Source organism: Mycobacterium sp. URHD0025, from assembly GCF_000426065.1.
Classification (GTDB): domain Bacteria; phylum Actinomycetota; class Actinomycetes; order Mycobacteriales; family Mycobacteriaceae; genus Mycobacterium.
Map to the genome: position 1 here is coordinate 320,989 of NZ_AUEQ01000009.1, position 25,146 is coordinate 346,134.

A 25,146-nucleotide genomic window follows, 5' to 3' on the forward strand; every position below is an offset into this window, starting at 1 on the left:
TGTGAATCAGCTTTGAAACGCCCGGGAGGCTAGTGCCCGGCGCAAATCCACGCCGCCGTTTTCCACGCCTCGGCTGCTCGCACGCGGGCAGCACAGCCCTGCGGCAGAAAGCGGCGTGCGACATGCCCAGGGATCTACTGCTCCCAGGGCTTGAACGGGTTCACCGCGTACTGGATCACGCGGTAGGGGGTGCCGCCTCGAGCCATGGTGTTCCACTGGCTGATGAAGACCCGCACCTGATCCAGCGTCGATCCCGGTGAGATGTAACCGCCATACGGTTGGGCCAGCTGATTGACCTCCGGGGGAGGCAACGTGTCGACCGGGTCCGGCCAGGCACTGGCGAACACCACCGTGGTCACGGGCGCGGTCCCCAGGCCGGTGGGGTCGTAGGCGACGCGCATCTCCATGTTCCCGTTGGTGGCGTTGAAGTACGACAGCACGGGCTTGCCGTCGATCTGCCGGATGCTCATCTCCCCCACCCGGTCGGGGAACAACGGCGTCGGGGGCTTGCCCCAACCACCCGCCGACGACCAGCCCTGCCAGCCGGCCCGGTCGGTGAAGGTCTTCGGGTTGGCCCGGTACAGGAACGGCGAGCCGCTGCGATCGAAGTTGTTGGCCAGGATGTACACCCACCCGCCTGGTGAATCCGGCGTCGGGACCGGGTCGTAGTAACCGGTGATCTGCGTCTGGGCCCCGCCCTGATACTTGGCATCGCGCACCGAACCGGGCACGGTGGGCCAATTGGGCCGAGCCGCATCGGCTTTTACCAACCGGGAGCTCTGCGGCACCAGATCCTTGGTGGTGGTGACCATCATGTAGTTCTCGCGATTTATGGATATCACCCCGGCGGGCAATTGCGACGAACCGGCCGGCGCCGCGTCCGCCAGCAGCGGCTTGTCCACACCGGTCACACCCCGGTAGCGGACGCCGCCGGCATCTTCGATCGAATCGGCATCGACGTGCAGGGCCACCGGCGAATGCCACCCGCCGAAGCCCACGGCCTGCCCGGCGAAGCTGTCACCGCAGACCTGGAGCACCCGGCTCGGAAACTCCATGAACTCACACAGGTCGGTGGCGCCGATACCGTAATCACGCGTGGGAGTACCGGTTCCGGCACTCGGCCCGATCCGCAACACCTGGCCCGGAACCAGCGGCGGCACCACCGGATCACCGAAGCCGAAGTCCGGGTCCGCACCCGCCGCCGGCACCGCCGAAATGGCATTCCAGCAGAGAAAAGCCGAGAGAACGCCTGCTGGAATGCGATTTCGGCGCAAGGTGTTTAGAGCTCGGCGGCCAGCAGTTCGGCGATTTGGATCGTGTTCAGAGCGGCGCCCTTTCGCAGGTTGTCGCCCGAAACGAACAGGGCAAGGCCACGCCCGTCGGCCACACCCGGATCCTGCCGGATCCGGCCGACCAAAGACTCGTCGACACCGGCGGCGGCCAGCGGGGTCGGCACGTCGACCAGCTTCACGCCGGGGGCGGCAGCCAGGATTTCCTGGGCCCGCTCGACCGAAAGTGGCTGGGCGAACTCGGCATTGATCGACAGCGAGTGCCCGGTGAACACCGGAACCCGCACGCAGGTACCGCTCACCAGAAGTTCGGGGATGCCCAGGATCTTGCGGCTCTCGTTGCGCAGCTTCTGGTCCTCGTCGGTCTCGCCGGAGCCGTCATCAACGAGTGCGCCAGCGAGCGGAATAACGTTGAACGCAATGGGCGCAACGTATTTCACCGGCTGCGGGAACTGCAGAGCCGAGCCGTCATGCACCAACTGCTCGGCACCGTCGACCACGGCGCGCGTCTGCGATGCGAGCTCCTCGACACCGGCCAGTCCACTGCCCGACACGGCCTGGTAGCTCGACACGATCAGGCGGGTCAGCCCGGCTTCCTCGTGCAGCGGCTTGAGCACCGGCATGGCGGCCATGGTGGTGCAGTTCGGGTTGGCGATGATGCCTTTGGGTCGAAGCCCCGCGTCACGCGTGAAGTTGACCTCGCTGACCACCAGCGGCACGTCGGGGTCCTTGCGCCAGGCCGACGAGTTGTCGACGACGACGGCGCCGGCCGCGGCGAACCGCGGGGCCTGCACGCGCGACATCGTCGCGCCCGCGGAGAACAGCGCGATGTCCAGCCCGGACGGATCGGCCGTCTCGCTGTTCTCGACCTCGATCTCCTGGCCCCGGAAGGTCAGCTTCTTACCCTCGGAGCGGGCCGAGGCGAAGAACCGGACCGAGCTCGCCGGGAAGTTGCGCTGCTCCAGCAGGGTGCGCATGACCTGGCCGACCTGGCCGGTCGCACCGACAACGCCAATCGAAACCATCTCTCAGCGCCCCGTTCCGCCGTAGACCACGGCCTCGTCTTCGCCGCCGAGGTCAAAGGCCTCATGCAGCGCGCGCACAGCGGTGTCCAACTCCGTGTCCTTGACCAGGACCGAGATCCGGATCTCGGACGTCGAGATCAGGTCGATGTTCACGCCGACCTCGGCCAGCGCCTCACAGAATTTCGCAGTGACACCCGGGTGCGACCGCATGCCCGCGCCGACCAGCGACACCTTGCCGATGTGATCGTCATACAGCACCTGGCTGAACCCGATCTCGTCCTTGAGGGCCGTCAGTTTCTCCACGGCCGTCGGGCCGTTGTCCATCGGGCAGGTGAAGGTGATGTCGGTCCTGCCGTCCTCCACCTTCGAAATGTTCTGCAGCACCATGTCGATGTTCACGTCGGCATCGGCGACCGCGCGGAACACCTGGGCGGCGTAGCCCGGCACGTCGGGCAGGCCGACGACGGTGACCTTGGCCTCCCCGCGGTCGTGGGCTACTCCGGTCAGCAGGGCGTCTTCCATGGCGATGTCCTCGATCGATCCTTTGACGATGGTGCCGGGCTTGTCCGTGTACGACGAACGAACGTGAATCGGCACGTTGTACCGGCGGGCGTATTCGACGCAGCGCAGCATCAGCACCTTGGCGCCGCACGCGGCCATCTCGAGCATCTCCTCGAAGGAGACGGTGTCGAGGTGGCGGGCATTGGGCACGATGCGCGGGTCGGCGGTGAAGATGCCGTCGACGTCGGTGTAGATCTCGCAGACGTCGGCCTTGAGCGCGGCTGCCAGCGCGACCGCGGTGGTGTCGGAGCCGCCGCGGCCCATGGTGGTGACGTCCTTGCTGTCCTGGCTGACGCCCTGGAACCCGGCGACCAGCACGATGACGCCCTCGTCCAGCGCATCGCGCAGGCGGCCGGGGGTGACATCGATGATCTTGGCGTTGCCGTGGATGCCGGTGGTGACAATGCCGGCCTGCGATCCGGTGAACGAGCGGGCCTGCGCACCGAGGGACTCGATGGCCATCGCGACCAGGGCATTGGAGATGCGCTCGCCCGCGGTGAGCAGCATGTCCATCTCGCGCGCCGGCGGCGCCGGGGAGACCTGACGGGCCAGGTCAAGCAGGTCGTCGGTGGTGTCGCCCATCGCGGAGACCACGACGACGACGTCGTTGCCGGCCTTCTTCGTCTCGACGATGCGCTCGGCCACGCGACGGATCCGATCGGCATCCGATACCGAGGATCCGCCGTACTTCTGTACGACGAGCGCCACTGTCTAACCCTTCAGAACGCTGGGAATGAGTCCCAAACAGGATAAGGGAGACGCGCACGCGATTTTCCCCGCCGGTAGCTTGGCTGACGTGCCTGACACGCCGAACAGCCGCCTGGCCAGCACCAGCGTGCCGATCCACCCCGATCTCGCGGCCCGCTGGAGCCCCCGGGCGTTCGATCCCGAGGCCACCATCACCGCTGACCAGCTCACCGCGCTGCTCGAAGCGGCACGCTGGGCCGCCAGCTGGGGCCATCGCGAGCCGGTGCGGCTTGTCGTAGGCACGAGAAGCGATGAGACCTTCGTTACATTGACCGGCCTGCTCAAGCGCGGCAACAGCTATGCGCACGCGGCCTCGGCGCTGATCCTGGTGTGCGCCGACGAAGGAGCAGACGAGCGCACTGCTCTTTACGCGGCGGTCGATGCCGGAGCGGCGATCGCTCAGCTGACCGTGGAGGCGGTGTCGCGCGGACTCGTCGTCCATCCGATGGCAGGCTTCGATGTCGACGGGGCCCGGGCAGCGTTCGGCATCCCCGACGGCGTGCGCCCGCTCGCAGTGGTCGCCGTGGGCTCGCTGGGCCAACCTACGGACGAGGCGATCGCCGAACGCGACAGCCGGCCCCGCGAGCGGCTACCACTGGAGCAGATCGCATTTGGTGGGCATTGGGGAATCCCGCTCAGCTGACAAATTCCGCCTCGATTGACGCTACCGTTGATGCCATGGCGGAGCACATCGATTTGTTGCTCGACGCGCGGCATATCAACCAGAGCGGAATCGGTACGTATATCCGAACCGAATTGCCGAACGTACAAAAGACGCTGGCCCAACAAGGACTTTCGCTCGGGGTGCTTGTCGATAAGGGCAAGGAACCGCCGTTGGACGACGGCACGATCGTCACATTCGCAGATCCTTCGAACGCAGCGATGTACTCAACGCGTGAGCAGCAGGTGTGGCGGCATGCCCTGAAAAGCCTTCGGCCCACGGCGCTGTGGCTGCCGCACTACCCTTTTCCGTTTGCCATTCTCGGCCGCGGCAACAGCCACACGAAACTATTTGTCACGATTCACGACATCTTGCACCTGCAGCCGCAGAACGTCTCCGGCAAGAATTTCGCTTACCGCGCTTACGCGCGCGCGATGGTCTCCATGGATGCACGGAGGTGCAGCAAGATCTTCACGCCGTCACAGGCAACCGCGAAGGCGTTGGCCGAGGTATCGCCGAAAGCGCAGACGGTCGTGACGCCGATCCCGGTTGGACAAGCCTGGCTCACCCCGTCGGACGCTGCGTTGAACCCCGTTGAAGGCAGGTACATCCTCTTCGTCGGCAATGCCAAATGGCACAAGAACCTTCCTGTCCTGTTCGAGGCGTTTCGAGAGATCGCCTCGGAGATCCCACAAAAGCTGGTGATCGCCGGCGCAGGTGAGTCAGTCCGAAACTTCGACGAGCGCCTTGCGGGCTACGCGACCGAGCTGGCCGACCGGGTTCAGATGATCGGGAGATTGGAGTTCGAAACGCTACGGGCGATGGTCGCAGGCGCAGATCTATTGGTAATGCCTTCCCTTTACGAGGGTGCTGGGCTACCACCGCTCGAGGCGATGGCATCCCACACAGCCGTTCTGGCGTCGAGTATCCCTTCGTTGCGGGAAACTTGTGGCGATGGCGCCGAGTACTTCGACCCCTACGACTACCGAACGCTGGCTGAGCTTCTCCGCACATACTGCCGCGACGACACCGCCAGGTCAGGTTTGGTCGAACGGGGGTGGGCTCACGTGAACAGCAGGCAGTGTCAGATCAAGCCCACCACCGCGGCGGAAACCATCTGCGCAGAACTTCTCGGGGCGGGTCGGTGACCATCTCCAGGCGATCTGTTTTTTCGGTACTGCCAGCGCTGACAGCAATGGCGGGTTTGGCACCGAAGGCGTCGGCCATGCGGTCCGTCGTGAACGTCCGTGACCATGGCGCCAAAGGTGACGGATACACCGATGATTCGACCGCAATCCAGGCCGCTGTCCGGGCAGTGCGACCGGGCACTGTCTTGCACTTCCCGAAAGGGAGCTACCGGTTCGCGGAGCCGAATCCCGATGGTGCGGCTGCCATTGCCATCTCCGCAGTCTCCAACCTGGAGATCAAATTCGATACCGGTGCCGAGCTCCTCATGGACAACCTGGACGACAAGGGCATGGGATCAGGCCACGCAATCCTGATACAGGGTCCGGCGTCGCACATCGCTCTGAGCAACGTAAAAATTCGTTGGGCGACAAAGGCGCCCCGGTCGATGGGCGACGGCATCCGAATCGTCGGATACCCCACCGACAGCACGCCGCCAATTGGCTGGACCGGTCCGCCTGCTCCGGTCGACAATGTCCGGATCTCCCACTGCGAGGTCCGGTCCAGCCCGCAGGCAGGTGTCATCCTCATGGCGGTCTCCGACGTCAGCGTCACCGACCTGCGGGTCCACGACACGGCTGCCGACGGTTTGCATTTCAACGCGTGCCGCCGGGGACATGTCAACGGCTACACGGTCACCGACAATGGGGACGACGGTCTGGCACTGGTCACCTACTATTCCGATCAGCCGGCATACGACAGCGCTGCACAGACGTTTGCTTTCCCTGGCCTCACCGCGTGGTCCAATACCGATTTCACGATCGAAAATGTCACCGTTTCCGGCGGACGCGCCAACGGCGTTCGGTTCGCCGGCGCCAACGGCGTCGAACTCCGCGGCCTGACCGTTCGGGGAAAGATTTCTGGAGCCGGAGTCGTGGTGGACTCAAGTGCAGAGATCGACTCCGGCGCCGAATGGCAGTACGTGGCTTCCCGCGGCCTGCGACTGGAGGGAGTCACGATCGCCGACTGCGAGATGGGCGTACAGGTATTGGCACGGCCGGGGTCTGGCGGTGACAGCCGATTCACCGAGTTCGGCATTTCCGTCGTCGACGCGAGCGTCCACAATTGCAGCAATTGGGCCGTGCGGGCCGAGTCGCTTACCGACCAATCGATCACCGGCTTCCGGCTGACCGACTGTGTCGTGGACGCTACGTCCACCAGCGGCGGCAACGGCGGAATCGGCCTGGACCACACCCGAGGCATCAGTTTCGGCAAGATCTCGGTCACGCACTCTCAGCCGATTGTCACCTTCAGCGCGAACGACACGAGCAATCTGTCGATCTCCGCGCTGCTGCTATCGATCAGCCGGGGCGGTCAATCCGAGGACGCTCCGACGCCGAGCGCGATCTTCGACAATTGCGAAGGCGCCATCCATACGATGCACGTGAGTTGGCCAGGGGCGCCCGCGTCATGGACGCCGGTGCAGATCAAGAAACAAGCCAATGTTGTCGACCGGGCAGTTCCGGCACAGCCCGTCGCCATCCGGAAACTCTTGGTGCATCCGACCACCGTGGTCAACCACGTGCGCACGACCTAGGTCGTCCCCACGACCCCTGACGGAGAGGAAACACATGGCACAACAGACCATCCGCAAAGCCGTCATTCCCGCGGCCGGCATCGGTTCACGCCTGCTGCCGCTGACCAAGGCCATCCCCAAGGAGATGTTGCCGGTCGGCGACAAGCCCGTCATCGAACATACGGTGCGAGAGCTGATCAACTCCGGCATCACCGACATCACCATCGTGGTCTCCGGTGAAAAGACATTGATACAGGAACACTTTCGCCCGAACGCGACGCTCAGGGACCAGCTGCGAAGAGACGGAAAAGACGCATACGCCGATGCCGTCGAAGAGGTTGGGCAGCTGTCCGCCCGCGGCCACATCACCTACCTCCATCAGCACGGTCCGTACGGCAACGGCACCCCAGTGCTCAACGCCTCACGCTCATTCGGCGATGAGCCGGTGCTCGTGCTCTGGCCCGACGATGTGTTCGTCGCCGAGGTGCCCCGCGCACAGCAGCTGATCCGGGCCTACGAACAGACGGCATCCCCCGTGTTGGCGTTGATGCCGATGGCTCCCGAGGATTCACGCCGGTACGGCGTGCCGGTCATCAAAGAGGATCTGGACGACGGGCTGCTGCGGATCACCGGCATCGTCGAAAAGCCGCAGCCGAACGAGGCTCCGTCCGACTACGCCGCAATCGGTGGCTACGTCATCACGCCCGGCGTCATCGACGAACTACGCGAGCAGACCAAACGCTGGTACGAGGGCGACCAGACCGGGGAGATCTACCTGACCGACGCCATCAACGCGTACGCCAAGGACCGTGCCGTCTACGGCCAAGTGATCCAGGGACATTGGTGCGATACCGGCAATCCCGCCGACTATCTGGTCGCGCAGTTCGCTTTCGCGTTGGCCCATCCCGAATACGGCCCGGTCCTACGCGATCTGGCGACGCAACTCGACGGACCGCTGCTGCACACGATCGCACACGAAATCGGAGGGGACCGGTGATGTCGGACAGCAGAATCGCCATTGTCCACGAGCGCTTCACCGAGATCGCTGGGTCCGAGCATGTAGTCGAACAACTAGCGCTGCAATGGCCTGATGCTGAAATCTTCGCCGCGATCACCAAACCGGGCAGCATCCCGGACGGCATCACCAGGCCTCCGCACGCAACGTGGCTGAACTTCGGCTACCGCCTTCTCGGACAACGCTCGTATGCGCCGCTCGCGCCGCTGATTCCGGCAGCTTTCCGCCACATGGACCTGCACGACTTCGACGTCGTGGTGGTGAGCCATCATGCCTTTGCCACTCAAGCGGTGTTCGCAACGGATGCTCCGGTCATCGCCTACGTGCACAGCCCGGCTCGGTGGGCATGGGAACCCTCCATGCGCGCCCAAGAAGCAGGCGGGCGGGCCGGCGCGGCCGCCCTCGCAGTTCTGGGTCGCATAGCCAAGAGAGGCGAAAGTGCGGCCGCACCGAAGTTGCGCCACATCGTCGCCAATTCGACGGCGGTAGCCCAGCGAATCAGCCAATGGTGGAACCGTGATTCGACGGTGGTTCACCCACCTGTCGACACCGAAGGGTTTACCCCGGACCCGTCGGTCGAACGCGAGGACTTCTTCCTCCTCGCCGGGAGGCTGGTGCCGTACAAACGGCCGGACCTTGCGATCGCCGCGGCAACCCGAGCCGGCGCGCGGCTCGTGGTCGCGGGAGACGGGCGATCGATGAAGCAGTGCCAAGACCTTGCGGGTCCCAACGTGACGTTCCTCGGCAGAGTCCCACACGACCAGTTGCTCAGCTTGCACCGCCGGGCGCGCGCATTGCTCATGCCGGGTATCGAAGACTTCGGGATCGTGCCCGTCGAGTCGATGGCGACCGGCACTCCCGTGATCGCACTCGGAGCGGGGGGCGCACTCGACAGCGTCGTCCCGGAGTCCACTGGGACGCTTGTCACTCCGGGTGGTGATCACGAAGTCATCGACGGATTCGTCTCGGCCATGAAGACTTTCGATTCTTCGGCGTACGACGGCGCTCACATCCGAGAGTGGGCAGAAGGATTCTCGGAGGCCAACTTCCGGGCGAAGATGCAAAAAGTTCTGGACGAAGCGCTGGGTTGACGTTTCCGACTTCGGGCGTCGAGTGAGCGGCGCCAAGCCCTAGCCGACGCCCAGATGATTGGTGACCGAGGCCGGTGTCACCGTCAGCGCCTCTACCGCCAACGAATGCGCCTCGAACGTCTCCATGGTGAGCTGAACCGGAATCCATGACGCCGGTGCCTGCGGCCAACTGACGTCCATCGAGGTGATCCTCCCCTCGCAGTCGTCGAAGTACGCACACGGTATCGAGAGGTCCTCCGGTTGGGTCGGCTGGGTAACCGACAGCTTCAGAGAGTCGACGGCCAGGCCGTGTGTGTTCTCCGCGAGGAATACGACAGCCAGTCGGGAATGGGTAACCGACACCCCGTCGAGGGTCAGCCCGCGCGTATTGCCCAGCCCCACACCACCATTGCCCTCGGACACCGATATCGCGCCCACGGTACATGCGGAGAGTCCAAATCCGGTGACTGGTTGTGCCGTCAGTGATTCCACCCGTACCGCCCAGTTGGTGCAATTGCGAATATCCACGTTGCCCGCCGTCACGTCGAAATCTGTGAACCGGCCGTCCGCGCCGGGACCCGGGCGCGCGAGCAACTGGATGCCCATCTCACAGCCGGAAACCGAGATATCTTCCAGGCGCACGCGGCGAGACGCCACATGCTGCCACTCGCTTTCCGCGGTGATCTCTGCCGTCGAGTCGATCATGACACCTGCCCCGCTTCGCTTCTCAGTCACGTTCAGCTTGCGGAGCTGCACTCGATTGGCGCCCGAGAGTCGAACGCCGTTGGCCCGCCCGCCGGAAATCTTGACATCCGTGATCTCGAAATCGGCGTTCGACCAATCCGTCAGTTCCGGGAACGCGAAGGTCTGCTCATCCCTCTTGAAGAGAGGCAGATCGGAATACTCGGTTACCAGCGCGAGTCCGTCGTCCCCGTTGTCGGTTACGGTCAGTCGCTGGATGCGCGCGCGTCGGCACGCGTTGACATGCAGTCCATCGGCCGCTGTGTCATGCACCTGCACGTCGGTCATATCGATTCCGAACACACCGATGAGGATTACCCCCGCCTGCGGACTGGATCGGATCTCGCAACCAGACACGACCACATCGCTGACTGGTGCCGGCTCTCCACTCCAGCCGCGAGGTGGGTTGTCAAGCACAGTCGGATAGCCGATGATCCTGATCCCGTCGCCCAGTGAGCGCGGCGGCCGGGATGGCCACCGAATCTTCACATTGCGTAGTGCGATGCGCGAAGCCGGACCGGTGATCAGGATTCCATGGCTGGTCCCAGTGCCGTCGACCTCATCGAGGTTGTCCATGACCAGTTCCGCACCACTGTCGAATTCGATGGCTACATCGGAGATTCCGGTAATCGAAATCGCGGCCATGCCGGGCGGGTTCTGCTCGGCGAACCTGTACTTCCCGTTCGGGAAGTACAGGGTGTCGCCCGACCTCAGCGCTCGGACCGCGGCCTGGATTCCCGCTGAGTCGTCGGTCTCACCATTCCCGGTTGCGCCGTAGTCGCGCACGTTTACCGAACGCAGCCTCGCGTGCGGCGCACATCCCGCCAGTACCGCCAGCGCCGCCGCAGACAGTACCGATCTTCGCGGGATACTCACCGTTACGCACCGAGCGAGGTATCGGCGAGAGCTCTCGCATCCAGACCTGTTCTCCGCTTCGACGTGAACGGCCACCGGGCTGCCAGTACCGCGCATCCCACCGTCGCCATCAACAGGAAGATGACGAAGCCGTAGCTCACGATCTGGATGCGCCAGACTTCCGAGAAACAGTAGGCCAGAATGCCGCCGGAGGCCGCGACGACTGGGCTGTAGCGGACGATCTTGGCGAGTAGGAATCCGCACAACCCGTAGAGAATGAATGTGTAATACCAGCCCCAGGCTCCGAAATCAGAGTACGTATCGGCGAAGACTGAATTTGTGAAGAAGCTCGACCCGAAAGATGCCGAGTAGCCGTAGACCTCGGCGCCCTTCCAGCTGTTGTCCTTGGTCACCTTGTTGAACTGGAGGAACGTCGGTTCGATCGCGTTGACGGAATCAACCGGATCACCGTCCTTTTCCCAGTTCCCCAGCATGATCGCGCCAGAAGCCCCGAGCTGCACTTGGGCCGGAACGGAAAGGTATGCGCCCATCTGAAAGAAGTTCATGGCCACGGGGCTCGTGACACCAACATCGCGATAGTAGTTGGCATTACGAAAGTAATTGAGCACAGCAAGAAGCGAGAATCCGACCAGCAGGATGGCGGCGATCGCCATCCATCGGCGGCGCCGGGCACCGGGCTTGCGCGACGGGACCGCCGTCTTCGCCCAGATGACAAGGTAGACAACAGTCGCCATCAACAACGACAGCCTGCTGGAGATCACCGCATTGAAGAACAACAGGAGCACACCGGCCACCATCAACGGCCAACCGATGATTCTCTTTCTCCACAGGTAGACCCCCAGTGGAGCGGCGAGGATCGTCGCGTAACGCAGTGTCCCGATGCCCGCAGATTGAGAGATCGACTGGCTGAACGCATTTGCTTGTTGAGAGCCGAGGGCACCGAGGATCGAGGTGGCACTCGCAATCTGGACGTAGGTGTAGCCGACGCCGACAGTGGCGATGGCTGCGATGAGCAGAAAGTATCGCTTCTCGAATTGCGGAGTGGCCGTCATCGTCATCAGCTTCGGCGACGGCGGACCTCCAGCGGAACCGAACCTCCAGCCCACAGTCGCCACCGCGACCATGACTGCATACCAGATCAGCAGCAGGACGATGCCTTTCGGCTCGACCGGCGACGGGTCGGGCCATCCCGCCAGTTTCTCGAATGGTCCGCTCCGAAACTCGCGGTTTCGCCAAGCGGCCAAGGCTGCCCACGCGCCGAAAGACATCGCGACGGGGCCGAGAATGAACAAGGCCGGGGTGAACCACCTCGGCATCGGCGCTCGTTCACTACTGGGCACCATCGCCACCGTTGGCCGAGCGACGGCCGATTCGTAGCTTGCGTGCAGCAGCATCGACGACACCCTCGAAATCAGGGATATATCTACGCGCCACCACGCGGTACAAGATCCCGGTGAAGATCTCGGCGATCACGAACGCCAGGAATATCGCGATCGTGGAATGCCATATGAACAGGAAGGCCAAGCCGATGGCCAGGTACACCACGGTGCTGACTGCGCGCACCCAGAAGACCACAGTGGTCTCGCCTGCTTTGCGCAACGCGGCGAACGGCACGGTGGACAGCAACATCAGGCCCTTCCACACACAGGCCAACAGCAATGCCACCACCCCGACATTGCTCCAGGCCGGCCCGAAGACGAGCCGACCGAACCCACCGAATGCCGCTACGAGAACTGCCACCAAACCGGCAACGAAGATCACGCCGACGATCGCGGCCTCACGCTTGTTCGCATGGGAGAGCAAGCGATATCTGCCGTACGAAATGATCGGCTCCAACGCGCCCGAAACCGTTGAGATCACTCGGAAAGCCACCGAGGCCGCCGGTCCCATCGCGTACAACACAGCCGACGTGAGTGCCGGTACGACGCTACCCACCACCGCTGTTTCGGCGGTGACCCAACTCGCCTTGGCGAGATCGGGGGGAAGACCCGAGCGGCCGAAAGGCGTCCGCGGCAGGTAGCGCATCAATATGGCGACGAGCGCACCCAGCGCCAGTATCCGAACACTGTGACCGCTGTGCTGCACAGCCAGGACGAGCGCGCACACACCAGAGACGATCAAGACCATCGAGGCCACGGCTTCGCGCTTCCACCTGCCACTGACCATGCCGATCGAGCGGCCTACCAGCATTCCGGTCATCAGCCCGATTGCGCTGACCATCAAAACCGCGTGCGGCGCGACGGCTGGGCCGAAGATCAGCAAGGCCGCCGAGACCACACTCAACAAGGCAATCCATAGCGGTAGGCAGAAGTTCTGATCCGCACCGGGAGTGGCAAGTCGACCTTCGATGATGAATGCGTTGATCAACTGGGCGACATAGACGCCGACCGTAAGCGCGAGCGCCAGAAAACCCTGCACCTCGATCGGAGCAATCCGGGCATACACGGCAATGAATATCGCCGGGAAGATGTTCAGCCCCAAGCCGGCGATGACCTGCACCACCGCGTGTAACGCCTTGCTTTCAGACAATGACGTCTTTCGTCGAATTCTCACTGCCAGACGCGGACATGCCTTCATTGTCTACATGCGGTCGCGATTTCCGACCGGAGTTCCGCGTGAATTTCCACCATGGCATCGAGGTGAAGGCCGCGTTCAGAGGTGCTGCACTCGCCGCGCAGGCCGAACTCACGATATGAATCTGCTCCGCGGTGTCATAGCCGACCCGACATACCACGACAAGGTCGGTGGCCGATGCGATCGCCTCTGGGATCGAACCCGTGTCACCTATCGCGCCGGCCTTCACGATCACCGTCGTTTCAGGATCGGGTCGGGTGATCGGTTCGTTTACAACGTGGACCGGGCCGTGTTCAGCAGCAGCCAATTCCAGCAGCGCTGCGACAGTCGATGTTCCCGAGCCGACCGAGGCTCCGACGAGCACGATCGTCCTGCGCACCTCGGGCGCGCCCAATTGCGCATACAGTTTGCGGCCGAGGATGACCTGCTCATCGCCCCAGGCCGGCCGGGGCGGCTGTGGCAGATCGATCACCGGAATGAGGGTGCGGTCGAAGGCGTCGGTGATGACGGAAGCCCCCGAGGCAACGGACAGGCGTCCGGACCGCTTACGACGCGCCATCAGAATCAACGGCACGAGTGCGCCACCCAAGAACCCGCCCAGAACCGCTCCTATGGTCGCTCGATGGGAACTCACATAGTCGGTCATCGGCGGCTGCAGGACCGCCACCTTGCTCGACTGCGCGGCCTGCAGTCGGATTCGGTCACGCAGGGCCTGTATCGCTGCGCCTCCCGGACCGTCAGCAGTCTGCTGCCACTGACCGAGGGCGGGCAGGATGACCTGCAACTGCCGATCGGTTCGCTCGGCGAGTTGCTGCCCGTACAGATCGATGGTCATCTGCACGGCACGGATCGCGTCATCGCGCGACGGCGCCGTATTGCTGACGGACACCACGGACGATTGACCGTCCTGTACCACCTTCAGTTTGGGCGGTTTGGCTTTGCCGAGTTTTGCGGCGACAGCCTGGCCGAATCCATCGCCGGACAGATACGCCACCTCACCGGCGACATACCGCCCGGTGTTGTCCTGAGTTTGGGGCGTGGTTTGGCTCGCTCCGCCCGCGATGGCCACCAGGTCCGGCGGTTCGACGATGCGCACGAGCGCGGTCGCTGTCGTGTCCGCCGCCATCGCGCTGAAGAGAACCCCACCGAGCGCTGCGCCGACACAGAGACCGACGAGTGCGCCGGCGAGCAACTGAGTGAGCCAGTTGCGCGTCTCAACCTTCTTCACGGCCGCCAGAGCGGTCTCCGAGGTCCCTGGATTCGCAGTCAATGGAAACGTTCACCGTCCTTTGCTGAACACAGCGGAAGCAAAGCTGTCAGCCAGGACTCCGCGCCCCAGAACAGTGCTCGCCCTACACCAGCGGCCAGCAGTTTCCCACACCGCCGACCGACCGACACCTGCGCCCAAGGGTACCGTCACCAGCCTTTGCGGTTCAATTATTAGCCACTAGCAAACGCGTCAATATGCGCCCTTGCGTTTGAGAACAGCGCCGACTGTGCGCCAGATGATCACGAGATCCCCGACGACGGACCAGTTACCGGCATATGACACATCGAGCCGCACGCGATCTTTGTCCTCCAGGTCCGACCGCCCCGACACCTGCCACAAACCAGTCATACCGGGTTTGACGTGTTCGCGGTGCTCAATGAAGGCTGCATCCGATCCCGCTTCTCCGACAGCCAGCGGACGGGGCCCGACGATGCTCATCGACCCACCGAGGACGTTGAACAGCTGTGGCAACTCGTCGATGCTCGTGGCACGGAGAAATTTCCCGACCCTCGTCACGCACGAGTCGGAGGTTCGTTTGTGGAAAATACTGCCGTGCCGGTGACTTTCCGGCTGAGCTGTCTTGTCCGTATCCACGTACATGCTGCGCAACTTGATGATTTTGAACGGCTTGCCATTCATGCCCACCCGTTGCTGCTTGTAGAACACCGGGCCCCGGTCATCGAGTTTGATGGCCAACCCGGCGAGCGCGATCACCGGGAGCGCCACGACGAGTCCACAAGTGGCCAAGACAAGATCCAGTATTCGTTTGGTGATAACCGATACTTTGTCGTGGGTAGGCGCATCGATCACGAATAGAGGCAAATTCTCCAGTGGTCGCAGTTGCAGCCGGTGGGTAGCCACCTCGGTCAATCCCGGGACGACGATGAGTTCGGTGTTGATCGCCTGCATCCGCCACGCCAGGAACTTCACCTTTTCGGGCCCCATGTGCTCGGAATAGACCGCGGCGAGAGCATCGGCTCCCGCAGACTGTACGGCGGCCTCGATCTCACCATCTTCGGTGAAGCCGAGAATGGGAACGGCCCCGGTGGGCAGTTCCACCATCTGCCCGATCTGGTTTCCTCCATCAGGCGTGCACAGGCCGACAAGCTGATAACCGGCGCTCGGCGACCGCGCAAAATACTCGGACAACGTACGCGCCGCGTCAATATGGCCCAGCGCCACGACGCGCGAAATGTATGTACCCCGCTTCCTCCGTCGACGCACGTCGGCCCGCAGCAGACTCCGGGTCACGAAAAGGCCGATCAATCCGAGGCCGAATGTGACACCGAATTGGATGCGCGAGATCGGCATGTCGAGAAAGATCTCGACAGCCGCCGCAAGGGCATATGTCCAACCTGTTGCCACCGCAACCCGGCGATACTCCTCTGCCTGCCGGCCCACCAATGACAGATCACGTGTATGGGTGTATTCGAGGGCGATGAGCCAACCGAGGTAGATGCCGACCGCAAAGGCCGTGGCGGTGGTGAAGCTGGCGAAGTGATGATAGGCCAGCGAGGTTCCGACACGTTCGGCGACGACGACGGCCACCGCCAGCACCAGCGCATCCACTACCACCACACGACGGTGATATGCGGATCTCCACCTGTGCGCTTGTGCCCGCGCCTTCGCAGGCTCGACGTCCGGACTGCCGAAAGTGGTCGCCTTGACCTTGGACGATGTGGTCAGATGCTCATTCATCGGCGGTCCACCAGACGTTGGGTCGGGACGAAAACTGCGCATGAGATGTGGCCATCTTCCTCACCCGCCACATTACGTCTCGTGATTATGGCGCGTAAGTATTTACTCGACAACGATTTCGGATGCCGAACATCCGGTCGAAGCCAACCACTTCGCCGGCTACTCGCGCGTATAGTCCGACGCCAGTGTAGGTTTCCGCAAACTGGGGTCCGAAAGTGGAGAATCGTGAATCCGGTCCGTACACCGTCCTCGCCCAATTCGGATTACCTGTCGCGTGTCCGCCGAACTGTCCGTCTGATATTCGCGCTACTCGTAACCGCGAGTGCGCTCGCCGCACCGGCGACCGCAGATACCGAATCCGATCCCGTGACACTGTCATGGCCATCCCTCGGCCTGCCACGCACGGTCAACCTCAACGCACCCAACAGCAATCAGGATTTCAACGTGCCTGTCCCGAGCGGACTCAGCGCGACCCGGTTACACGGGCTGATTCACTCACCGGTGAATCTGGGCGCCGGCTACCTCGAGGTCTCCGACCCGAACGGGGGATTCCTGGGAGCGGTGAATTTGCCTCCGGTGGCTGCGAACCAGGCCGTCACGCCCTTCACTGTTGATATTTCGGCTGCCCGCCTTCGAGGTTCGGCGATTGGACTGTCGTTCACCGTGCGCCAGGTGGATGGCACCGGCCAGATCTGTGGGCCCATGCAACAGCTCCGGATAACCGATCTCGATGTCGACTTCACTGGTACCGAACCGGCGCCCGCGACGGTCGGAACGTTCTTCCCACCTGTACTCCAACGAGTCACGATCTACGCGCCCAATGACGCCGACTCTTCCGAGCAGCAAGCGGTTCTCACGTTGGCGTCCGCTTTGGCTCGGGAATACGCGCCACAGCCGCTGGGGGTTACCGTCACCGGCCAGCCCCGCGGCGCTTACCCTCCGCCTGCCGGCCGGTTCACCCGTGCGGTTGTCGTCGAACGTGGACCCGCCGGCATCACTGTCACCAATGCCGGTACCCCGGGAACATTTCTCCGGTTATCGGGCCGGGGGGATGAACTGACCGCACAGACATCGTTGGTCGTCAACGAACTGCAGGCACTGGCCCAGGTGGACACCGCCAGGGTTTACCAAGCAGGCAGCCGAACCACGCCCAGCGGTGACACCATGACATTCGAGGACTTGGGAATGAAGGGCCGGGCGGAGGTGCTCCGGTCCTCAGACATGTCGGTCAGCACCGACCGTGCCGCACTAGGGTCCGGTCGAATCGAGAGCGCACGAGTGCATCTGCTCGCCGATTACACTCCCGTGGCCAAGGAAGACGCTGCTACGGCAATGGTGCGTGCCAACGGTGTCGTGGTGCACACCCAGGCCCTCGATCAGACCGGCCGAGTTGATGCCACTTTCGAGCTGCCGAAACAGGCTCTCACTCAACAGGTTTCGCTCGACTTTGCCCTGACCTACACGCCACGTCAGCTGTGCGGACCGATGATCGCGCCGCTCACTTTCCAGGTTGACCCTCGGTCGAGCATCACCGTCGAACGCGGGGGGCCGGCACACGGTGGATTCAGCGCCTTGCCATCAGAGTTCAGCCCGAAGTTCTACGTCGCGCTGGACGGAACCAACCCGAACCAACTCAGCTACGCCACAAGGGTCCTCGCCGACATTGCACGACAGACGAAGACGCAACTGCTGCCGCAGGTTGTTGACGTCAAGGCCGCCGCCGATGCCTCCGAGGCCGCTCTGATCGTGGCAAATGCGAACTCCCTCAAGCAAACTACCTTGAGCCCGCCGCTGGGCGGCACCGGATCGGCAATCACTGTCGAACTGCCGACACAATTGCGCACGGAAATCGTGCGGGGCCTCGGGTCGATCCAGGTTTTCGCGGACGAGCCACGCGACCGGACCGTCGCGGTGATCACGACCACCGACGCGTGGACACTCGTGGATCCGCTGATTGACTACCTCGACCGGCCGGATATCGGCTGGTCACAGCTGAACGGCGACGTGCTGGCCGCCGGCGCGGCGGGAGTGCCGGTCAACGTGTCCATTCGCGACAATGACAATGCGACCGAGCCGGCACAATCCGGAAGTCGCAGCAACGCGGTGAAGGCCGCCGGTGGCATAGCGCTCGCCGTGTTGGTGGCGGTTGCCGGGACCATATGGTGGCGTCGCAAGAAGAGGAGATCCATTGATGCGTAGCGGTTTGATACTGCTCTCGACCGCCGCGGTGGTACTCGCTGGCTGCGGATCGCCCTCTACGCCCGATTCGAACTCCGAGGGTGAGGAGGCACCCCATAACCTCAGCTCCCTACCACTGACCAACGTTGTCGATTCTGTGCGCAACGCCGCCGCATCGATGGACATCGTCACTCACATCTCCCGCTCGGGCATCGATGACACTCAATCCGTGGTGACAACTTCGGTTTTCGTCCCGAAGGGCGACGCTCCGGAGGGCGGATTCCCGATCGTCGCGCTGTCCAACCGAACTACCGGCATTGCACCGGAATGTGCGCCGTCCCTTTCACCCACGCTCCTCGGCCTCGCACCAACCATCGAGGCTTTGTTGAAGGCACAATATGTGGTGGCGGTTCCGGACTTCCAGGGTCTGGGCAAGCCTTCCGGCGAGGACGACGGCAACCGATACAACCCGTATCTGGATTCGACCACAGCCGGGTACAACATGGTTGACGCGGTCCAGGCCGCCCATGTCGCGGTGCCACAGTCGTCGGCGTCCTGGCTACCCGTCGGGATCGGAGAGGGCGGACAAGCCGCTTGGGCCGCCAATGAGCTCGCCGACAATTACTCCTACGAACTCGAACTCGCCGGTTCAGTTAGCATTTCGCCGATCTCCGACATCGACGGACTCTTGGACGCCGCGAAGAACGCCACGTTGAGTAACGAGCAGAAGGTGATGCTCGCGAGGTTCCTTGCCGGACTGGAAGCCGCGTACCCCGACGAGGTCGACCTCGACAAGTTTCGCCGCGGTGCCGCCCAACAGCAGTGGGACGCACTTCTGGGCTGCCAGACCGATCCCACCGCGCAGCAGGTCGCCGGACAGATCCCGGCCACCGACCTGCAACCGGCCGACGCAGATGCTGTATCTACGCTGCAGGGTTTCCTGTCCAAGGCCACCCTGCCGCAGGGGCCGACTCGAGCGCCGATGCTCGTGGTCTACGGCGACAGCGACCCTTTCGGCCCAGGTGCATGGACCGACACCGCGCTCGACGCGGCGTGCAAGTTGGGCGATACCATCACGATCCGGAAAGACCCACAGCCGCAGCCTGACTCGGCCGAGACGTTGACCTGGATCGGTGACCGATTCAAATCGGAGCCCGCCCCGAACGATTGTGAGGGCCGAACCAAATGAACCTGTCCCTGACCAACGGCTTGATCCCGATAGCCCTCCAACTGCTTGCCCTGATCGCGATCGTGGTGGCGATCGGACGAGGACGGCCTCGCGAGTGGATGCGGCGCTGGCTGCTCGCGGCCGTGCTCGTCGGCGTGGGCCTGGCCGCGGCAGCGCGACTGTTCGTCCGGGAGCAAGGCTGGTCCGCCGAGGCCATCTCATTCGGCACGGTGTTCTGGACGGCGCTCTTCGGATTCGCCGTGACGGTACTGATCGCCGGCTGGCGCAGCAGCGAATGGTGGCGCCGGCTGGTGTCCGCGCTGTCGGTGGTGATGGTGGTCGTGTGCGGATTGGCCGCCCTCAATACGGCGACCGGCTACTTCCCCACAGTTCGAGCCTTTTGGCTCCGGGTGACTCAAACAGAGCCCGAACAGTGGATCGATGAATCTCAGCTCGCAGCCCTGCAGCAGTCCGGCGAGATCCCGACCCGGGGCACCGTGGTGCGGGTGAACATTCCCGCCGATGCATCAGGTTTCGCGCACCGCACCGAAGTGGTGTATCTGCCGCCGGCCTGGTTCGCCAGCAATCCGCCACCGCAGTTGCCCACCGTGATCATGATGGGCGGCGAGTTCAACCATCCCAATGACTGGCTGCAGTCGACCAGCGCACTGGAGACACTTGACGACTTCGCCGCGCTGCATCACGGAAACGCGCCCGTGTTCGTATTTCCGGATATTTCGGGCAAGTTCAGCAATGACACCGAATGCGTCGACGGCACCCGCGGTAATGCCGCGGCACATCTGACCAAAGATGTCGTGCCGTACATGATCGCGCGCTTCGGAGTAAGCCCGAAGGCCGACAACTGGGCATTGTCGGGCTGGTCCTCGGGCGCCACCTGCTCGCTGACCACCGCCGTCCGCAATCCCGACATGTTCAGCGCCTTCGTCTGGCTCGACGGGACTCTCGGGCCCAATGCGGGAACCAAGGACCAAACCGTTGCCAGGCTTTTCGGCGGCGATGAGCAGGCCTGGGCAGCGTTCGACCCCAAGACGGTGATCACCCGACACGGTCCGTACGACGACATGGCCGCCTGGCTCGCGGTTGCCGATGACACACCGACCGTGCACCGCGAGCCCGGCACCACTCCACCCTCCGACGACGCCATCGCCGACTGGGATACGTTCTCGGAGGAACACGCTCCCAATGCCAACAAGCTCTGCGCACTGCTGAGCGGCTACAACATCGAATGTTCGGTGGTGGGCTACAAGGGCACGCACGATTTCCAGTCGGCTGGTGCGGCCTTCGCTGATTCCCTGCCCTGGTTGGCCTGGCGGCTGCACACGCCGTACGTGCGGGAGCGGGCCCTGCCCGGGGCGGACGAGAAGTAGCGGTCCGCTACTTCCACAGCGCCTCGAGTGAGCTGACCGACTGGCCGAGCGCTCGCGCGCTCAGCGCTCGCAGTGCGCGCCGCTCGACCACCTCGAAACTCGCCCCGACATGCTCGTGCAGAGCAGTGCGGCCCGCCTCGAACTGGCCGTCGAGTAGGAGGTCGACGATCTGGAGATGTTCGTCGATGGTGGCGATCACCCGTTCCTCGGTGACGAAGTCATACATCCGGATCAGCCTGATGCGCCGGTTGACGTTGTCGAGTGTGGCGACCATCGCCTGGTTGCCGGACGCCGCACACAGTGCGAGATGGAAAGACTCGTCGCGCAACACCATGTCGCCGTCCGATGGCGGCGGGCTGGCTTTCAGCTCCAGCCACTCCGCGCGCAATGAAGCGAGACGCTCACTGGCGTAGTGCAGTTCGTCAGTCTCCAGGATCCGGGTGATCCCCCGGAGCTCAATGGTGATGCGCAGTTCATAGAGGTCGCGCACGCCCGGGATGTCCAACGCCACCGGGTAGTACCCATCGGGTCGGCGTTCGAGCATGCCGTCCGCGTGCAGCCGGACCATTGCCTCACGCAGCGGGGTCCGGCTGACATTGAGCGTCTCGCACAGTTGTGACTCGACCAGCCGGGTGCGATGGTCGATATCGCCGGCCATGAGCAACTTTGCGAGATCTAGGTAGACCCGGTCGCGCAGAGAGACCGGTTCCTCCACCCGCGCGGGGATCACTGCAGGCCCTTCAGCGCGGCCACCACATCGGAGCTGGTGGCGTGCGCCCCGAAAACTCCGCCTTGCATGGTGATCATGTTCAGTGCTGCAACATGATTCGTGTAGTCGGTGGCACCGGTCGCATCGGATACCACGAGGCATTCATAACCACGGTCGTTGGCGTCCCGCATCGTGGTGTGCACGCACACATCGGTGGTGATGCCGGTGAAGATGATGTGGCTGATGCCGCGGCTGCGCAATATCAGATCGAGGTCGGTCGCGTAGAAGCTGCCCTTCCCTGGTTTGTCGATGACGGGTTCGGATGGCAGGGGCGCCATCTCAGGGACCAGTTCCCAACCCGGTTCACCGCGGGTCAAGATCCGCCCGCACGGCCCGGTCGAACCGATCTCGGCTCCGATCTGCGCCGAGCGCCAGCGTTTGTTGGCAGGCAGATCGGACAGGTCGGGGCGATGGCCCTCGCGGGTGTGGATGATGAACAGTCCGGCCGCACGCGCGGCGGCCAGAACTTCCTGCGCGGGACCGAGCGGCGTACGGACAAGAGACAGGTCGTAACCCATCGTGTCGACGTATCCGCCTTCACCGCAGAAGTCGACCTGCCAGTCGATGTTGATCAACGCCGTTCTTTCGGCGGAGATATCTCCGTCATACGGCCAGACGTAGGGGTTGGCCGCGATCCTCGTGCTCATACAGTTTCTCCGACCAGGACAGGTTCGGCCGTGCGCACCGGCAGGTACGCCAGGGCAGTGAAGGCCAGCCCGCCGACGACCATCGCGACCACGGCATCCGACAGCTGGGGCGCGTAATAGTGCGTCAGGAGTGCACCTCCCGCACCGATTCCCCACGCCGCGAACGGTTTCCACGCGAGTGTCGCGGCGGCCCGGCGGTGGGCGAACACCAGCTGGTCGAGAATGAGCACGACCCCGATGGGCGGCACGAGGACGCCGAGGATGTTGAGCCAGGTCGCGAAGTAAGACCAGATGCCGGCGACGGCGGCAACGGTGCCCACGACGCCGAGCACGATCGTCAACTGCCGCATGGTCTTTCCGGTGATGTTTCCGAACCCGACGGCACCGTTGTAGAGGCAGTGCGCACACACGCTACCGAGGTTGACGAACACGAAGACGATCGCCAGCGGCACGAGGATGCCTCCCGCGCTGACCAGGACGTGCAGGAAATCACCGCCCGCGGTATCCGCCGCAGCGGGCGCCCCCAACGCGACGACGAGCGCTCCGACAAGCTGAGCGATCAGGTAAGCGACCGGGAATGCGGCGAACGCGGCCAACGCACCTTCCTTGCCGGTACGGGCCCATCGGGTGAAATCGGCTGTCATGGTGCCGGAATCGGCGAAGCATGCGAACACCATCGTGACCGCAACCCCGAAGCTGAATGCTCCTGCCCCTGCACCGCCGTCGTAGGACAGTGCCGAGCCGATACCGCCGTCGGCCGCCGCCAGCACCACGGCGACGACGCCCAGCGGGATGAACAACGCCGAGGCCACCACACCGATCCACGAGATCGCCCGGATGCCGACGAATGTGAGCGCCACGAACAAGACGCCGGCCAGCAGCGTGATCCACGGCGCGCTCCATCCCATCGAGAGGTGCAACGTGGAACCCACCATGCCGGTCTGGAACGCGAACCAGCCGATCACCAGCGCCGAAAGGAATGCCGACACAATTCGAAACCCCTTGGAACCGAAGGTGTCCGCAGCCGTGAGGGCGAAGTTCTTGCCGGAGCGGCCGGCCAGGTAGCTCAGCGTGCCCACATACGCCATGAGGATGAGGTCGCCCACCAGGATCGCGGCCATGCCGGTCGTGAAGCCCAGGTTGTAGACGACGATGCCGGCGAACACGGCCGAGGTCATGATCATCGGGAAACCCACCCAGACCGCCGACACCGCGAACAGCGATTTACGCGCGGACAGTGGGACAGGTTCGTTCTCGTATTCCTCGCCGAGGGCGGATGGCGCTGTATCCATGGCTGTATACGGTGCGGTATACGGATTTCTCCGGCGTTTCAGCGCATAAAGCTCCGGTTACGAGGTCCTCACCGCTGGCTCGGCGACGTTAACGACACCGCAACACGGCACGCCGGTCCACGTAACAGAAACATCATCTACTGCCGGTGATCGGCCCGTCCGGGCCGCCACCCCCAGGAGATGTTGATGGATACAGGAACCACGGCGTTCATGCTGTGTTGCATCATCGGCCTAACGCTGATGATTCCCGGCCTTGCCCTGTTCTACGGCGGCATGGTCTCGGTCAAGAGCTCGACGAACATGATGATGATGACGTTCGGCGCCGTCGCCCTGGTCGGCGTGCTGTGGGTGCTGTTCGGTTTCTCGATGGCATTCGGGACGTCCTACGGTGACCTCGGATTGCTCGGCAACATCACGGAGTTCGCCGGCATGAAGAATTTGGTCGAGCCCATGACCTCGGTCGCCGGCCTACCCGTCAGCTTGTTCTCGCTGTTCCAGGCGTTGTTCGCAGCGATCACCGTGGCGCTGATCTCCGGCGCGGTCGCCGACCGGATGAAGTTCGGGGCCTGGATGATCTTCGCCGGGGTGTGGGCGGTGCTGGTGTACTTCCCTGTCGCGCACTGGGTTTTCGCCTTTGACAAGACGTTCTCGGACGACTCGGTCGGCGGCTGGATCGCCAACAAACTGCATGCGATCGACTTCGCCGGCGGCACCGCGGTGCACATCAACGCCGGTGCGGCCGCCCTGGCCGTGGCCATCGTCCTCGGCAAGTCGGCTATGTTCGGCCAGCTGCGCAAGCCGCACAACGTCCCGCTGACCCTGCTGGGCGCCGGCATGCTGTGGGCCGGTTGGTACGCCTTCAACGGTGGATCCGCCCTGGCCGCAGGCAATTCCGCGGCCATCGTCATGGTGACCACCTTTGTCGCCACCTGCGCGGCCACCCTGGCCTGGATCGGTGTCGAAAAGCTCAAGACCGGCCATGTCAGCGGAGTCGGCGCCGCGTCCGGCGCCATTGCCGGCTTGGTCGCCATCACGCCGGCCTGCGGTGCGGTGACTCCCGTCGGGGCCATCATCCTGGGCGCCATCGCCGGGGCGGTCTGCATCCTCGCTGTCGGCCTCAAGGAGAAGCTCGGCTACGACGACTCCCTGGATGTGGTGGGTGTCCACCTGGTCGGCGGCGTGATCGGCACTCTGCTGATCGGCTTCCTGGCCAGCGACACCATGCCAAGCAAGGTCAGCGGTCTGTTCTACGGCGGCGGTCTCGACCAGCTGTGGAAGCAGGCGATCGCCGCCGGCGCAGTGGCCGGCTACTCGTTTGCGGTCGCATTCGCCATCGCCTTCGTGATCAAGAAGACCATGGGTATCCGGATCTCTCCCGAAGAAGAAGAGAAGGGTATCGACACCGCGTTCCACCGGGATTCGGCTTACGAGCTCGAATTCGCCTGACAGTCAATCTAATTCCCCGGCCCGGCTGCC

At 63.7% G+C, this 25,146-nt stretch carries 20 protein-coding genes; 9 read left to right on the forward strand and 11 right to left on the reverse strand.

Annotated features, from left to right (window positions below):
* Nucleotides 1-134 precede the first annotated feature (134 nt).
* The 3 genes from H977_RS0114195 to H977_RS0114205 all read right to left on the reverse strand — a co-directional run bounded on the left by H977_RS0114195 (nucleotide 135) and on the right by H977_RS0114205 (nucleotide 3,583).
* On the reverse strand, nucleotides 135-1,217 hold the full coding sequence (locus tag H977_RS0114195; protein WP_231395963.1) for a DUF4185 domain-containing protein: 1,083 nt from the start codon (nucleotides 1,215-1,217) through the stop codon (nucleotides 135-137).
* Between the two features lie 62 nt (nucleotides 1,218-1,279).
* Complete coding sequence (locus H977_RS0114200) at nucleotides 1,280-2,314, reverse strand: aspartate-semialdehyde dehydrogenase (RefSeq protein ID WP_029108486.1); 1,035 nt, start codon at nucleotides 2,312-2,314, stop codon at nucleotides 1,280-1,282.
* Between the two features lie 3 nt (nucleotides 2,315-2,317).
* Nucleotides 2,318-3,583, reverse strand: a complete 1,266-nt coding sequence (locus H977_RS0114205; RefSeq protein WP_029108487.1) for an aspartate kinase — start codon at nucleotides 3,581-3,583, stop codon at nucleotides 2,318-2,320.
* A gap of 88 nt (nucleotides 3,584-3,671) precedes the next feature.
* On the opposite strand from H977_RS0114205, the gene H977_RS0114210 reads away from it, so the two are divergent.
* The 5 genes from H977_RS0114210 (at nucleotide 3,672) to H977_RS0114230 (ending at nucleotide 9,090) form a co-directional block, all read left to right on the forward strand.
* Nucleotides 3,672-4,265 (forward strand): nitroreductase family protein, encoded by a 594-nt coding sequence (locus tag H977_RS0114210; RefSeq protein WP_029108488.1) that lies wholly within the window; start codon nucleotides 3,672-3,674, stop codon nucleotides 4,263-4,265.
* A gap of 35 nt (nucleotides 4,266-4,300) precedes the next feature.
* A complete protein-coding gene (locus H977_RS0114215) occupies nucleotides 4,301-5,431 on the forward strand; it encodes a glycosyltransferase family 4 protein (protein ID WP_029108489.1) in 1,131 nt (376 codons plus the stop codon).
* Nucleotides 5,432-5,508: 77 nt separating this feature from the next.
* Complete coding sequence (locus H977_RS33140; protein ID WP_196808241.1) at nucleotides 5,509-7,005, forward strand: glycosyl hydrolase family 28-related protein; 1,497 nt, start codon at nucleotides 5,509-5,511, stop codon at nucleotides 7,003-7,005.
* 34 nt (nucleotides 7,006-7,039) lie between these two features.
* Nucleotides 7,040-7,981 carry a UTP--glucose-1-phosphate uridylyltransferase gene (locus H977_RS0114225; RefSeq protein WP_029108490.1) on the forward strand — a complete coding sequence of 314 codons (942 nt, stop codon included), beginning with the start codon at nucleotides 7,040-7,042 and terminating at the stop codon, nucleotides 7,979-7,981.
* A complete protein-coding gene (locus tag H977_RS0114230; RefSeq protein ID WP_029108491.1) occupies nucleotides 7,981-9,090 on the forward strand; it encodes a glycosyltransferase in 1,110 nt (369 codons plus the stop codon). The genes H977_RS0114225 and H977_RS0114230 overlap by 1 nt, the downstream gene beginning before the upstream one ends.
* 39 nt (nucleotides 9,091-9,129) lie before the next feature.
* On the opposite strand, the gene H977_RS33145 is transcribed toward H977_RS0114230, so the two are convergent.
* The 5 genes from H977_RS33145 to H977_RS33165 all read right to left on the reverse strand — a co-directional run bounded on the left by H977_RS33145 (nucleotide 9,130) and on the right by H977_RS33165 (nucleotide 16,228).
* Nucleotides 9,130-10,686, reverse strand: a complete 1,557-nt coding sequence (locus H977_RS33145; protein WP_196808242.1) for a glycosyl hydrolase family 28-related protein — start codon at nucleotides 10,684-10,686, stop codon at nucleotides 9,130-9,132.
* A gap of 2 nt (nucleotides 10,687-10,688) precedes the next feature.
* Nucleotides 10,689-12,002 carry an O-antigen polymerase gene (locus tag H977_RS33150; RefSeq protein ID WP_196808243.1) on the reverse strand — a complete coding sequence of 438 codons (1,314 nt, stop codon included), beginning with the start codon at nucleotides 12,000-12,002 and terminating at the stop codon, nucleotides 10,689-10,691.
* A 13-nt stretch (nucleotides 12,003-12,015) separates the two neighbouring features.
* Nucleotides 12,016-13,215, reverse strand: a complete 1,200-nt coding sequence (locus H977_RS33155; protein WP_155946640.1) for an MATE family efflux transporter — start codon at nucleotides 13,213-13,215, stop codon at nucleotides 12,016-12,018.
* Nucleotides 13,208-14,530 (reverse strand): hypothetical protein, encoded by a 1,323-nt coding sequence (locus tag H977_RS33160; RefSeq protein ID WP_155946641.1) that lies wholly within the window; start codon nucleotides 14,528-14,530, stop codon nucleotides 13,208-13,210. Before H977_RS33160 ends, H977_RS33155 begins: the two co-directional genes overlap by 8 nt.
* A 189-nt stretch (nucleotides 14,531-14,719) precedes the next feature.
* Nucleotides 14,720-16,228, reverse strand: a complete 1,509-nt coding sequence (locus tag H977_RS33165) for a sugar transferase (RefSeq protein ID WP_036475923.1) — start codon at nucleotides 16,226-16,228, stop codon at nucleotides 14,720-14,722.
* A gap of 87 nt (nucleotides 16,229-16,315) precedes the next feature.
* On the opposite strand from H977_RS33165, the gene H977_RS0114260 reads away from it, so the two are divergent.
* From H977_RS0114260 to H977_RS33175, 3 genes are read left to right on the forward strand one after another with little or no spacing between them, the layout of a single operon-like run.
* Nucleotides 16,316-18,427, forward strand: a complete 2,112-nt coding sequence (locus tag H977_RS0114260) for a hypothetical protein (RefSeq protein WP_231395964.1) — start codon at nucleotides 16,316-16,318, stop codon at nucleotides 18,425-18,427.
* Nucleotides 18,420-19,595, forward strand: coding sequence for a lipase family protein (locus H977_RS33170; RefSeq protein WP_081681721.1), 1,176 nt, complete (start codon nucleotides 18,420-18,422; stop codon nucleotides 19,593-19,595). The genes H977_RS0114260 and H977_RS33170 overlap by 8 nt, the downstream gene beginning before the upstream one ends.
* Nucleotides 19,592-20,962, forward strand: coding sequence for an alpha/beta hydrolase (locus H977_RS33175; RefSeq protein WP_036475924.1), 1,371 nt, complete (start codon nucleotides 19,592-19,594; stop codon nucleotides 20,960-20,962). Before H977_RS33170 ends, H977_RS33175 begins: the two co-directional genes overlap by 4 nt.
* A gap of 7 nt (nucleotides 20,963-20,969) precedes the next feature.
* Here H977_RS33175 and H977_RS0114275 read toward each other — a convergent pair whose 3' ends face one another.
* Genes H977_RS0114275 through H977_RS0114285 form a run of 3 tightly spaced genes read right to left on the reverse strand, consistent with a single transcriptional unit; the run spans nucleotide 20,970 to nucleotide 23,670 of the window.
* The gene (locus H977_RS0114275) at nucleotides 20,970-21,692 is read right to left on the reverse strand and encodes a GntR family transcriptional regulator (RefSeq protein ID WP_029108493.1); all 723 of its coding nucleotides are present in this window, start codon (nucleotides 21,690-21,692) and stop codon (nucleotides 20,970-20,972) included.
* On the reverse strand, nucleotides 21,689-22,378 hold the full coding sequence (gene biuH / locus H977_RS0114280; protein WP_029108494.1) for a biuret amidohydrolase: 690 nt from the start codon (nucleotides 22,376-22,378) through the stop codon (nucleotides 21,689-21,691). Before biuH ends, H977_RS0114275 begins: the two co-directional genes overlap by 4 nt.
* Nucleotides 22,375-23,670 carry a cytosine permease gene (locus tag H977_RS0114285; RefSeq protein ID WP_029108495.1) on the reverse strand — a complete coding sequence of 432 codons (1,296 nt, stop codon included), beginning with the start codon at nucleotides 23,668-23,670 and terminating at the stop codon, nucleotides 22,375-22,377. Before H977_RS0114285 ends, biuH begins: the two co-directional genes overlap by 4 nt.
* A gap of 186 nt (nucleotides 23,671-23,856) precedes the next feature.
* Here H977_RS0114285 and H977_RS0114290 point away from each other — a divergent pair, with 186 nt between their 5' ends.
* Entirely contained in the window at nucleotides 23,857-25,116 is a 1,260-nt protein-coding gene (locus H977_RS0114290) for an ammonium transporter (RefSeq protein WP_029108496.1), read from the forward strand.
* Nucleotides 25,117-25,146 lie beyond the last annotated feature (30 nt).

Excerpts from the sequence above, each read along its gene's own strand:
- H977_RS33140 (WP_196808241.1), top strand. The coding sequence starts at position 5,509 with ATGCGGTCCGTCGTGAACGTCCGTGACCATGGCGCCAAAGGTGACGGA.
- H977_RS33150 (WP_196808243.1), bottom strand. The coding sequence starts at position 12,002 with ATGCCGAGGTGGTTCACCCCGGCCTTGTTCATTCTCGGCCCCGTCGCG.
- H977_RS0114290 (WP_029108496.1), top strand. The coding sequence starts at position 23,857 with ATGGATACAGGAACCACGGCGTTCATGCTGTGTTGCATCATCGGCCTA.
- H977_RS0114260 (WP_231395964.1), top strand. The coding sequence starts at position 16,316 with ATGGCGCGTAAGTATTTACTCGACAACGATTTCGGATGCCGAACATCC.
- H977_RS0114225 (WP_029108490.1), top strand. The coding sequence starts at position 7,040 with ATGGCACAACAGACCATCCGCAAAGCCGTCATTCCCGCGGCCGGCATC.
- H977_RS0114285 (WP_029108495.1), bottom strand. The coding sequence starts at position 23,670 with ATGGATACAGCGCCATCCGCCCTCGGCGAGGAATACGAGAACGAACCT.
- H977_RS33175 (WP_036475924.1), top strand. The coding sequence starts at position 19,592 with ATGAACCTGTCCCTGACCAACGGCTTGATCCCGATAGCCCTCCAACTG.
- H977_RS0114215 (WP_029108489.1), top strand. The coding sequence starts at position 4,301 with ATGGCGGAGCACATCGATTTGTTGCTCGACGCGCGGCATATCAACCAG.
- biuH (WP_029108494.1), bottom strand. The coding sequence starts at position 22,378 with ATGAGCACGAGGATCGCGGCCAACCCCTACGTCTGGCCGTATGACGGA.
- H977_RS0114200 (WP_029108486.1), bottom strand. The coding sequence starts at position 2,314 with ATGGTTTCGATTGGCGTTGTCGGTGCGACCGGCCAGGTCGGCCAGGTC.
- H977_RS33165 (WP_036475923.1), bottom strand. The coding sequence starts at position 16,228 with ATGAATGAGCATCTGACCACATCGTCCAAGGTCAAGGCGACCACTTTC.
- H977_RS33170 (WP_081681721.1), top strand. The coding sequence starts at position 18,420 with ATGCGTAGCGGTTTGATACTGCTCTCGACCGCCGCGGTGGTACTCGCT.
- H977_RS0114230 (WP_029108491.1), top strand. The coding sequence starts at position 7,981 with ATGTCGGACAGCAGAATCGCCATTGTCCACGAGCGCTTCACCGAGATC.